Here is an 11,098-nt window from a genome sequence, read left to right on the forward strand (position 1 = left end):
GCGGATGACCACCGAGGAGGAGAAGGCGACGGCACCGACCGGCTCCACCCGGCGTGCCTTCGCCGGCCGGCTGTCCTGGGGACTGGCCGACCAGGCGGCCTCCAGCATCAGCAACTTCGCGGTGGGGATCTACGTGGCCCGCTCGCTGGGGGTGACCGCGTTCGGCGTGTTCAGCCTCGCCTGGGTGACCTACGGCGTGGTGCTCAACGTCTCCCGGGGCCTTGCCACCGACCCGCTCGTGGTGCGCTTCAGCGGCGTGTCGGACACGGCCTGGCGCGGGGCGGTGGCCCGGTCGTCGGGTACCGCGCTCGGCGTCGGCGCGGCCATCGGTGCGGCGTGTCTGGTGGTCGGCCTCGCTCTCGGCGGCCAGGTGGGGCCCGCGTTCGCCTGTCTCGGCGTCATGCTGCCGGGGCTGCTGCTCCAGGACGCCTGGCGGTACGCGTTCTTCGCGGCCGGCGCGGGGCGGAAGGCGTTCGTCAACGACGTCGTGTGGGGCGTGGCGCTCATCCCGGCGATGGTGGTTGCGGCCCGCGTGGGCAGCGTGGCCGCCTTCGTGCTCGCCTGGGGCGCGTCCGCCACGGTGGCGGCGGGGTACGGCTACGTCCAGTCCGGCATCCTGCCCCGCACGGCCCAGGCACGCGCGTGGCTCAGCGAGCAACGCGACCTCGGCTACCGGTACCTGGTCGAGAACGTCAGCCTCAGCGGCGCGAGCCAGCTGCGTGCGTACGGGCTCGGCGCGATCGTCGGGCTCGGCGCGGTGGGTGCGGTCAGGGGCGCCGAGCTCCTGCTCGGGCCGTTCCTCGCCGTGCTGATGGGTCTCTCGCTGGTCACCGTCGCGGAGGCGGCGCGGGTACTGCGGCGGGCCCCGCACCGCCTCGGCAAGTTCTGTCTGTTACTCGGAGGCGGGCAGGCCGTCGCCGCGCTTCTCTGGGGCGGGGCGCTGCTCCTGATGCCGGACCGGCTCGGCGAGCTCGTGCTCGGCGATGTCTGGCACTCCGCCGCACAGCTCATCGTGCCGGTCACCCTCGGCGTCGCGGGCGCCGGTCTCGGCACCGGCGCGGCGGCCGGGCTGCGCGCCCTCGCCGCGGCCCGGCGCAGCCTGCGCTGCCAACTGTTCGCCTCCGCCTGCTACGTGGCGGGCGGGCTCGGCGGAGCGGCCCTGGCCGGCACGGTCGGCTCGGCCTGGGGCGTCGCCGCCGCGACCCTCGCCGCCTCCGCCGTGTGGTGGCTTCAGCTGCGCTCCGCCCTGCGCGAGCACCACCAGGACTCCATCCCCGAAGTGAGGACGCCATGACCGCCCGACCCAGGCTGAGCATCGGCCTGCCCGTGTACAACGGCGAGGAGTACCTCGCCGAATCGCTCGACGCCCTCCTCGGCCAGACCTACGAGGACTTCGAGCTGGTCATCTCCGACAACGCCTCGACCGACGGGACCGAGGACATCTGCCGCAAGTACGTCGCGCAGGACTCACGCATCCGGTATCTCCGGCTGACCCGGAACATCGGCGCCGCGCCGAACCACAACTACGTGTTCACCCAGTGCCGCGGCGAGTTGTTCAAGTGGGCCTCGCACGACGACCTCTACGCCCGTGACCTGCTGCGCCGGTGCGTCGAGGCGCTGGACGAGCGGCCGGACGTCGTCCTCGCGCACTCCGACCAGGCGGTCATCGACGGCCAGGGACAGGTGAAGGTCCCGTACGAGTACGGGCTCGCCACCGCCTCGCCGCACGCGCCGGAGCGCTTCCGCAGCTTCCTGTTCGAGCCCGGTGGCGACGACTTCTACGGGGTGATGCGTGCCGACATGCTGCGCCGGGTGAAGCCGCACGACAGCTACCACCACGCGGACCGCACGTTCGTCGCGCAGATCGTCCTCCAGGGGCCCTTCCACCAGGTGCCGGAGCTGCTGTACTTCCGCCGCGACCACCCCACCCGCGCCGAGCGGGCGAACCCGAGCAAGCGTTCCCGGTGCGTCAACCTGGACCCGCGCCGGGCAGGCCCGCTGCACCCGACGCCTCGGCTGCTCGCCGAGTACGTCCTGGGCTTCGTCTCGGCGATCCGGCGAGCGCCGCTGTCCGCGGCCGACCGGCGCGCGTGCTACCGCCACCTCGGCGAGTGGATGACGAGCAGGGTCCGGCCGGGTGCCGGCGAGCGGGTCGAGGACCGCGCCCCGGTCGACCCGGCCGGGCTCACCGTCTCGGTCGACGACCTCGTCGCAGGACGCGAGGGGCGGCAGACATGAGAACCCCCGTACGCGTCGGGGTGTTCGGCCTGCTCGGCTCCGGCAACCTCGGCAACGACGGATCGCTGGAGGCCGTGCTCGGGTACCTCCGCGCCGAGCATCCGGAGGCGGCCGTGGACGCGCTGTGCGGCGGACCCGAGGTCGTCACGGCACGGTACGGGATCCCCGCGACGCGGCTGCACTGGTACCGCGGGGAGTACCGGACCGCGTCCCGTGCGGGCGCGATCGCGGGCAAGGGGCTGGGCAAACTCGTCGACGTCGTCCGCACCGCCGCCTGGGTGCGGCGGCACGACGTGGTGATCGTGCCGGGCATGGGCGTCCTGGAGGCCACGCTGCCGCTGCGGCCGTGGGGCTTCCCGTACTCGCTGTTCCTGCTCTGCGCGACCGGGCGACTGTTCGGCACCCGGGTCGCGCTGGTCGGCGTCGGCGCCGCCCCGATCGGCAACCGGCCGACCCGGGCGCTGGTGCGCTGGTCGGCGCGGCTGGCCACCTACCGCTCGTACCGGGACGTTCAATCCCGCGACGCGATACGGGAGATGGGCGTGGACACCGCGCGCGACGAGGTCTACCCGGATCTCGCGTTCGCCCTGCCAACACCGCGGGGCGGCGCACACTCAGGCCCGCCGGGCCCGGTCTGCGTCGGCGTCATGGACTTCCACGGCGGCAACGACGACCGCGCCCGGGCCGAGGAGATCCATCGGCGCTACCTCGACGGGACGACCCGGTTCGTCCGCGCGCTGGTCGAGGACGGCAGGCCGGTGCGGCTGCTCACCGGCGACGAGTGCGACGCGCCGGTGGTCGCCGCGATCCTCGACGCGGTGGACTCGCCGCTGGTCACCGCTGCCGAGGCGGCCTCGCTGGCCGACCTGATGAAGGAGACGGCGGCTGCCGACGCCGTGGTGGCGACCCGGTACCACAACCTGATCTGCGCGCTGAAGGTCGGCACGCCGACGCTCGCACTCAGCTATGCGGCGAAGAGCGACGCGCTCATGGACCGGATGGGGCTGAGCGCGTACCGCCACCCGGCTCGCGAGGTGGACGCCGACCGGCTGCTGGAGCAGTTCCGGGCGCTGGAGAAGCGATCGGCGGAGCTGCGGCGGACTCTCGCCGAGCGGAACATGGTCGCCGCCCGGCAACTCGAGGACCAGTTCACCGCCTTGACCGCCGCCCTGTTCCCGGCAACCGACCACACGCAGGACCGCACCCGGCAGGAGACTCCATGAAGGCGACCGAAGTCCCGGCGATCGCGGGCGCGTACCTCTTCGAACCGACCCCGTACGCGGACGAACGCGGCTTCTTCTGCCGCACCTTCGACGCCGACGTGGTCCGCTCGGTGGGCCTCGCCCCGGACGCCTTCATCCAGGACAGCGTGTCCCGCTCGGTCCGGGGCGTGCTGCGCGGCCTGCACCTGCGCTCCGGCGCGGGCGAGGCCAAGCTGGTGCGGTGCTCGTACGGGAGGATCTTCGACGTCGTCGTGGACCTGCGCCCGGACTCGCCGACCTACCGCAACGTGGCCTCCTTCGAGTTGTCCGGCGAGACGCAGGTGACCCTGTACATCCCGGCGGGGTGCGCGCACGGCTTCCAGGCGCTGACCGAGACCGCCGACACCTCGTACCGGATCGACCGCCCGCACGACCCGGCCGAGGACGTGACGATCGCCTTCGACGACCCGGAGCTCGCCATCCCCTGGCCGCTGCCGGTCACATCGATGTCCCAGCGCGACCGGGAGGCGCCGAGCCTCGCCGAGGTCCTGAAGCAGAGAGAGAGCTGAAGTCAGCGTGGACACTGAGGAGTTCTTCCTGCCCCGGTCGCATGCGGCGAACGAGCGGCTGCACGCCGTGATCCCCGGCGGTGCGCACACCTACGCCAAGGGCGACGACCAGTACCCCGAGAACCTGGCCCCGGTCATCAGCCACGGCAGCGGTGCCCATGTGTGGGACGTCGACGGCAACCGCTACATCGAGTACGGATCGGGCCTGCGTTCGGTCAGCCTGGGCCACGCGCACCCTCGCGTGATCGAGGCGGTACGACGGGAACTCGACCGCGGCAGCAACTTCGTCCGGCCGTCCATCGTGGAGGTCGAGGCCGCGGAACGCTTCCTGGCCACGGTGCCGACCGCCGAGATGGTGAAGTTCGCCAAGAACGGCTCCGACGCCACCACCGCCGCGGTGCGCCTCGCGCGCGCCGCCACCGGGCGCCCGCGGGTGGCCATCTGCGCCGACCATCCGTTCTTCTCCGTCGACGACTGGTTCATCGGTACGACGCCGATGTCCGCCGGCATTCCGGCGGCGACCACCGACTTCACCGTGGCGTTCCCGTACGGGGACCTGGCCGCCACGGAGGAGCTGCTCACCCGGTACCGGGACGAGGTCGCCTGCCTGATCCTCGAACCCGCCACCCACACCGAACCGCCGCCCGGGTATCTCGCCGGCCTGCGCGAACTGGCCGACCGGCACGGCTGCGTACTGATCTTCGACGAGATGATCACCGGCTTCCGCTGGTCCGAGGCGGGCGCCCAGGGCCTGTACGGCGTCGTCCCCGACCTCTCCACGTTCGGCAAGGCGCTGGGCAACGGGTTCGCCGTGTCCGCGCTGGCCGGGCGCCGCGACCTGATGGAGCGGGGCGGGCTGCGTCACTCCGGCGACCGGGTGTTCCTGTTGTCCACCACGCACGGTGCGGAAACGCATTCCCTGGCAGCCGCGATGGCCGTGCAGACCACGTACGTCGAGGAGGGCATCACCGCCCGACTGCACGCGCTCGGCGAGCGGTTGGCCGCCGGTGTCCGCGAGGCCGCGGCCGGCATGGGCGTCGGCGACCACATCGTCGTCCGGGGCCGGGCCAGCAACCTGGTCTTCGCCACCCTCGACGAGAACGGGCAGGCGTCGCAGCAGTACCGCACCCTGTTCCTGCGCCGGCTCCTGGCGGGCGGGGTGCTGGCCCCGTCGTTCGTGGTGAGCAGCGCGCTCGAGGACGCCGACATCGATCACACCGTCGATGTGGTGGCCGAGGCATGTGCGGTGTACCGGAAGGCACTTGACGCCGCCGACCCCACGCCGTGGCTGGCCGGGCGACCGGTGAAGCCCGTGTTCCGCCGCTTGGCGTGAGGTGACGTGACGTGACGTCAGCGACGCTCCCGTCGACCGGCGTCGGCCATCCGATCGGGCATCTGATCGGCCAGCCGGTCAGCCAGCCGGTCCACCAGCCACGCGGTCGCCGGTACCACCGCCAGCGCGGTGCACCAGCCGCCGAGGACGTCGGTCGGGTAGTGCGCGCCCAGGGCGACCTGCGCCCAGCCCATGGCGGCGCCGGCGGCCAGCGCCGCGGCGAGCACGAGTGACGTGCCGGCCGTCCTGCCGAGGCCGAGCCGGCCGGTCGCGAGCAGCGCCACCACGAGGGCGAGCGCGGTGAGGAAGGCGGTGTGCCCGCTCGGGTAGGACAGGTTGTCGTCGCCGTGGATGGTGCGTCCCACCAGGGACTTGAGCAGCGTCGTCGTCCCCACGGTCATGCCGGCGCCGACAACGACGAGCACGGCTGCGCGAGGACGCCGAAGCAGCAGGCAGCCCGTCACGGCGGCCACGACCAGCGTCGCCGCTCCGGCGGGCTCCCCCAGGAAGTCCGTGGCGAGAGCTGCGTTCCGCCACGGCGGCCGCACACTGTCCGCCGTCGGCTGGATGATCCACCTGTCCACCACGCCGGGCTCGTCGTGGCCGGCGTACAGGACCCCGAGCACGACGACCACCAGCGCGGCAAGGGCCGCCGTCAATCCGAGCCCCACGCGCAGCGATGGGGGCAGCACTACGGGCGCCGGCCGCCGCCTGCCGTGCTCTGCCGTGATCGGCGGACGGTGTTCCGGATCTTGACTTCTTGAGGCGGGGTGAGGGCGCGATCCTTCATCCGACCGGTGGACAGCCATGAATCAGCGGCTCCCTTTCCCCTGCTCCAGGCCCTCTTGAAGACTGCTCGCTGCCGCCCGCCGACTCAGCTGGGATCGTCAGATGTACGGACTGATGGTGGTCGACGTGGCCTTCGGCTTCTGCCGGGCATCGGAATCAGTCTCTGCTTGCCACCCTAGCCAACAACTCAGCGACTTTTGTTCTGGATCGCTTTTCCGTGCCGGAGCCACGGAGTGTCACCGAAGCCGCACGGGCCGCCCAAGTGCCGGTGCGCCGCGATCGAGTTGTCGGCGGTCAGGCGGTGGGGAGGAGCCAGGTGGTGAGGGGATCGGTGGTGGGCTTGGCGGAGCCCGTGCTCGGTTCGACGGTGATGGCAAGGGCGGCGGCGGTGCCGGGCGGGGGAAGGGACACGGCCTGGAGGGCGGATTTGGCGCGGAGGAGGCCGGCGGAGCGGACCTTGTTCCCGGGGGCGACGTACCACAGCTGGTAGCTCTTGTTGGGGGGCAGCGGAGTCAGGTCCTGGCAGAAGTAGGCGGCCTGGTTCAGCCGGCGTGAGACCGCCACGGTGCCGGAGCCGCCGTAGGACAGGTCCTTCTTGACGAAAGTGGCGTCGGGGGCCGCGAGCAGCCGGGCGAAGTCGGCGGCCTGGCTCGCGGCCTCCTGGCGGGTCTGCCGCGCCTCCTGGTGCTGCCAGGCCGCCAGACCGCCGAGCGCGGCGGCCGCGGCGAGGCTGGCGGCCAGCGCGAGATGCAGCAGACGTGGCGTGGATCGTCGCCTGCGGCGCTCGTCCGCCTGAGCGGGGAGCGTCGGGGGGAGCTGGGGGGTCCGGGCCACCTCGGCGAGGACCCGTTCTCTCAGACCCGGCGGTGGAGTGCGGGCCGCCGCCAGGGCGAGCCAGGCCGCGGCCTCCTGCTGCAGGGCGGTCTCGTGGGCGCAGTCGGGGCAGTCGGCGGCGTGCCGCAGGAACGTCTCCCGCTCCTCCCCGGTGAGGGCGTCCGCCGCGTAGGCACCCGCGAGGTCGTGAGGGTCGGCGGTGATCACGGCGGAGCTCCCAGACAATGCCGCAGGCGGGTCAGCGCCCTGCGCAGGCGGCTCTTGACGGTGCCGAGCGGCAGGGACAGCGCCGCGGCGATCTCGGTATGGGTCAGGCCCTGGTAGTAGGCGAGCACTACCGGTTGCCGCAGCTCGGCGGTGAGATCCTTCAGGCACGAGCGGACCTGTTCGCGTTCCCCGAGCGCCTCCACCGTCTCCACGACGTCGTCGAAGGCGAGAGTCGACTCGTGCTGGGAGACGGCGCGCTCGCGTTCAGCCGACCTGCGCAGAGTGCGGACGCTGTCCACGGCGCGATGGTGGGCGATCGTCATCATCCAGGTCATGGCGTGCCCGCTCTCGGGCCGATACCGGGGGGCGCTCTGCCAGACCTCGAGCATGACCTCCTGGGTGACCTCCTCGGCGCGTGCCGGGTCCTGCAGCACCCGGCACGCGATTCCGTAGATCGGGCCGGCGGCCGCGTCGTACAGCCGGGCGAAGGCGTCCTGACTGCCGGCAGCGACGGACACCAAGAGTCGATCCGTCTCGGATGTACCGATATGCCGGGCCCCGGGGGCCTGCCGTTTCGCCACACCCCCTCCTGCCTGTGCGTCTACCCCGATCCATCATGTTGGGTTCACCCGCCCTCCCCCAGTGTCCGAGGCCCGGCCGCCGTCCGCATCTCGCAGTCGCGCGGGTTCGGTTTCCCAGGAGCCCGGTGACGGCCGGCCCGGGCCTGCGGTCGCGGGGTCGCCGACCCAGCCTTCGTCCTCCTGGCGCCGGTGGCGCACCGTGGCCGCCGGGGCGCCGACGGCGACCGCGTCGTAGGGGCGGAGCGCGTCGGCGCCGTAGAGGGCCTGGACCCAGTTGGCCTGGTAAACGGTTTCGAGGTAGCGCTCGCCCAGGTCCGGGGCGATGGCCACCGAGGTGAGGCCGGCCGAGTCGTGCGCGGCGAGCCAGCGCATCGCGCCGCTGACGACGGTGCCGGTGGAGCCGCCGAAGAGGAAGCCGCGTCGGGCCAGGTGGTGGCAGGCGCGGATGGTTTCCGCCTCCTCGACGTGCACCGCCTCGTCGACGTAGGAGTCGTCGAGCAGTGGAGGGCTGACGCTCATACCCAGGCCGGGAAGCATGCGGCGCCCGGGGGTGCCGCCGAAGGTCACCGAGCCGACGCTGTCCACCGCCACGATGCGCACCGGCCGGTGCCACTGCCGGAAGTAGCGGGCGCATCCCATCAGGGTCCCGGTGGTGCCGGCCCCGACGAACAACACGTCCAGTCCTGGGAACGAGCGGGCGATCGCCGGTGCCGTCCTGCGGTAGTGCGCTCTCCAGTTGCCCGGGTTGGTGTACTGGCTGAGCCACACGTACCGGTTGTCGAGGGCGGACAGCGCGCGGACGTAGTCGAGCCGCGCACGGAGGAAGCCGCCGTGGGCGCTCGGCTCGGTGATCACGTGCACCTGGGCGCCCAAGGCCTCCATCACCAGCCTCGTGGACAGGTTGCAGCGGGAGTCCGTCACGCACAGGAACCGGTAGCCCTTGCTCGCCGCGATCATGCTGAGTGCCACGCCCATGTTTCCCGACGAGGACTCCAGCAGGACCGACTGCGGTGTCAGGACGCCCAGCTGCTCGGCGGCCTCCACCATCTCGGTCGCGGGCTTCAGCTTGATCGAGCCGGCGAAGTTGAAGCCCTCGCATTTCAGGAAGAGCCTGCGCCCCAGTATCGACTGGAGGTCGACGTAGAGATCCTCCTCGTTGAAGGTGTAGGGAGCGGATATGACTGACACGATGGCCTCCGCGGATCGAAAGCGGCCGGGCCGGCGGTGTTCATCCGTACCGGCGCAGCTCATGGAAGAAGCCGTCGACGACGTGCAGCTCTCCGGAGCCCGCCACCTCGTCGTAGACGTACTTGCCGACTGCCAGGTCGAGCACCCCGAGGCCGAAGGGCGAGAACACCACCGTCCGGTCCGTGGACGGCGTCACGCGTGCGGCCATCACGTCCGCCAGCGTGCCCGTCAGGAAGTCGCGGTTGCCCGTGAGCCGTTCGGTCAGGTGGACCGAGGTCTCCGCCCTCAGACAGTGGTCGACGTCGTCGACGAAGTTGTCCGAGGCGAGCACGACCTCCGGGGCCAGGTCGCGCAGTGACACGTGCAGCACGAGCGGATGGTGCGCGAACCACGACGGATCGCTGATGTGCGGCCGGGCGGCGACCGTGGCGAAGACGACCAGGTCGCTCCGCCGGATCAGCTGCTCGGGGCCGTCGTGCACGACGATCGAGCCGGTGGCGCCGGACTGCTCCAGGTAGCAGCGGAAACCGGCCGCGCTGTCGGCGGACACGTCGTGTACGCCGATGGAGTCGAAGGACCAGCCGGTACCGGCCAGGAAGGTGTGGATGTAGCGGGCGATCAGGCCCGTCCCGACGAACCCGACGCGTGTCGGGCGCCGTCGGCCGCGGCTGAGCGTGTCCGCCGCCAGTGCCGCCGAGGCGGCCGTCCTCGTGGCGCTGATGATCGAGGCTTCCATGCAGGCGAACGGATAGCCGGTGTGGCGGTCGTTGAGGATGAGTACCGCCGAGGCCCTCGGGATACCGGCCGCCACGTTCTGCGGGAAGCTGGAGATCCATTTCAGGCCGTCCACCCCGGCATCCCCGCCGATCGAGGCGGGCAGGGCGATGATCCGGGACGTGGGGCGGTCGGGGAAGCGCAGGAAGTGCGACGGCGGGTTCACCGAGTCGCCGGCGCTGTGCAGCCGGTAGGTGTCCTCGACCACCTCCACGATCTGCTTCTCGCGCCCCTGCAGCGCTTGCTGGACCTGGCCGCCGGACACGACCGCGAACGGCGGCACGGTGACCGGCCCGGGCGGCGCGGCCTCCCAGGTGGTGGATGGGGTGGCGGACATACCGGTGGGTCGGGGGGTGGTCATTCGGTGATCACTTCCACGGTCGGCGAGCAGTCGGCCAGGCGCACCGCGTCCGTCATCGCGACGAGCACCTCGCGCGGCCCCTCGTACGGCTCCCTGCTGTGGGCGGTGCGCACGTTGTCGACGAGCATCAGGTCGCCGGCCTGCCATGGCTCGCGCACGGTGTGGGACTGGTAGACCTCGTTCAGCAACTGGACGGTGTCCTCGCCGATCGGCGCGCCGTCCCCGTAGCGGGTGTTGAACGGCAGCCCGTCGGCGCCGTAGACGTCCACCAGGTACTCACGTATCTCGGGGGCGAGCGTCCACTCGTTGAGGAAGGCGATCTGGTTGAACCAGCAGCGCCGTCCGGTGATCGGGTGCCGCACCACGGCGCTGCGACGCTGCCAGGTGCGCAGTCCGCCGTCGGGTTGCCACTCGAACTCGATCGCGCTCGCTCGGCAGTAGCTCTCGACCGCACCGCGGTCCTCCGTGCCGAAGGCATCGGCCAAGGACGCCCCGATCTCCTCGTTGTAGGTGCGGGTGAGCAGCCAGCCCTCTCTGAGGAACCGTTCGACGAGATCGGTGGGCAGCGCGCCCAGCACGGTCGGTGCGTCGGCCAGCGCGGTCGCCCCGCCGACGGCGGGGGCACCGAGGCAGGCGAACAGCATGAGGCCGGGGAACTCCAGGGTGTAGCTGAGTTCGTGGTGCATGCACATCGGCTGGTGGGGCGGCCACTTCGACGAGGAGTACACGCCGTCGGAGTAGGTCCGCCGGGACGCGAACGCCTCCTTCTCGGTCATCAGACCGGACGCCAGCCGCCGGAAGACGGCCGCGGTCTCGGCCTGGTCGCCGAGCCCGAGGCCACGGACCAGGACCGAACCGTGCTCGGCGACGAGGGCCCGCACCGCGTCCCGGTGCTCGGCAGCCCAACTCGCCGCGTCGCCGGTGGAGTTTGCGCGCACGATCGGGGGTTTGCCGGGCTGCAGGTCGACGCCGAGCATCGACACAGGGAGCAAGGACGGCATCTCGGTCTCCTTTCGGTCGCG

General features: G+C 71.9%; 11 protein-coding genes. 5 read left to right on the forward strand and 6 right to left on the reverse strand.

Annotation, left to right across the window (positions count from 1 at the left end; genetic code table 11):
• The first annotated feature begins 4 nt into the window (after positions 1–4).
• The 5 genes from ABD932_RS11955 to ABD932_RS11975 are packed head-to-tail and all read left to right on the forward strand — an operon-like array spanning position 5 to position 5,342.
• Complete coding sequence (locus ABD932_RS11955) at positions 5–1,294, forward strand: MATE family efflux transporter (RefSeq protein WP_345011988.1); 1,290 nt, start codon at positions 5–7, stop codon at positions 1,292–1,294.
• Positions 1,291–2,238 carry a glycosyltransferase family 2 protein gene (locus tag ABD932_RS11960; protein WP_345011579.1) on the forward strand — a complete coding sequence of 316 codons (948 nt, stop codon included), beginning with the start codon at positions 1,291–1,293 and terminating at the stop codon, positions 2,236–2,238. Before ABD932_RS11955 ends, ABD932_RS11960 begins: the two co-directional genes overlap by 4 nt.
• Positions 2,235–3,461 (forward strand): polysaccharide pyruvyl transferase family protein, encoded by a 1,227-nt coding sequence (locus tag ABD932_RS11965; protein WP_345011581.1) that lies wholly within the window; start codon positions 2,235–2,237, stop codon positions 3,459–3,461. The genes ABD932_RS11960 and ABD932_RS11965 overlap by 4 nt, the downstream gene beginning before the upstream one ends.
• Positions 3,458–4,009, forward strand: coding sequence for a dTDP-4-dehydrorhamnose 3,5-epimerase (gene rfbC, locus ABD932_RS11970; protein WP_345011583.1), 552 nt, complete (start codon positions 3,458–3,460; stop codon positions 4,007–4,009). Before ABD932_RS11965 ends, rfbC begins: the two co-directional genes overlap by 4 nt.
• 7 nt (positions 4,010–4,016) lie before the next feature.
• Positions 4,017–5,342: a glutamate-1-semialdehyde 2,1-aminomutase gene (locus tag ABD932_RS11975; protein ID WP_345011585.1), complete on the forward strand. Its 1,326-nt coding sequence runs from the start codon at positions 4,017–4,019 to the stop codon at positions 5,340–5,342.
• 17 nt (positions 5,343–5,359) lie between these two features.
• Here ABD932_RS11975 and ABD932_RS11980 read toward each other — a convergent pair whose 3' ends face one another.
• The 6 genes from ABD932_RS11980 to ABD932_RS12005 form a co-directional block, all read right to left on the reverse strand.
• Positions 5,360–6,013 carry a phosphatase PAP2 family protein gene (locus tag ABD932_RS11980; protein ID WP_345011587.1) on the reverse strand — a complete coding sequence of 218 codons (654 nt, stop codon included), beginning with the start codon at positions 6,011–6,013 and terminating at the stop codon, positions 5,360–5,362.
• A gap of 412 nt (positions 6,014–6,425) precedes the next feature.
• Positions 6,426–7,172, reverse strand: coding sequence for an anti-sigma factor (locus tag ABD932_RS11985; protein WP_345011589.1), 747 nt, complete (start codon positions 7,170–7,172; stop codon positions 6,426–6,428).
• Positions 7,169–7,753 (reverse strand): ECF RNA polymerase sigma factor SigK, encoded by a 585-nt coding sequence (gene sigK, locus ABD932_RS11990; RefSeq protein ID WP_345011591.1) that lies wholly within the window; start codon positions 7,751–7,753, stop codon positions 7,169–7,171. Before sigK ends, ABD932_RS11985 begins: the two co-directional genes overlap by 4 nt.
• A gap of 33 nt (positions 7,754–7,786) precedes the next feature.
• On the reverse strand, positions 7,787–8,941 hold the full coding sequence (gene sbnA / locus ABD932_RS11995) for a 2,3-diaminopropionate biosynthesis protein SbnA (protein ID WP_345011593.1): 1,155 nt from the start codon (positions 8,939–8,941) through the stop codon (positions 7,787–7,789).
• A 40-nt stretch (positions 8,942–8,981) separates the two neighbouring features.
• Positions 8,982–10,052: a 2,3-diaminopropionate biosynthesis protein SbnB gene (gene sbnB, locus ABD932_RS12000; protein ID WP_345011990.1), complete on the reverse strand. Its 1,071-nt coding sequence runs from the start codon at positions 10,050–10,052 to the stop codon at positions 8,982–8,984.
• 20 nt (positions 10,053–10,072) lie between these two features.
• Complete coding sequence (locus ABD932_RS12005) at positions 10,073–11,077, reverse strand: TauD/TfdA family dioxygenase (RefSeq protein WP_345011596.1); 1,005 nt, start codon at positions 11,075–11,077, stop codon at positions 10,073–10,075.
• Positions 11,078–11,098: the final 21 nt, after the last annotated feature.

The organism is Streptomyces shaanxiensis, assembly GCF_039537145.1.
GTDB lineage: Bacteria > Actinomycetota > Actinomycetes > Streptomycetales > Streptomycetaceae > Streptomyces > Streptomyces shaanxiensis.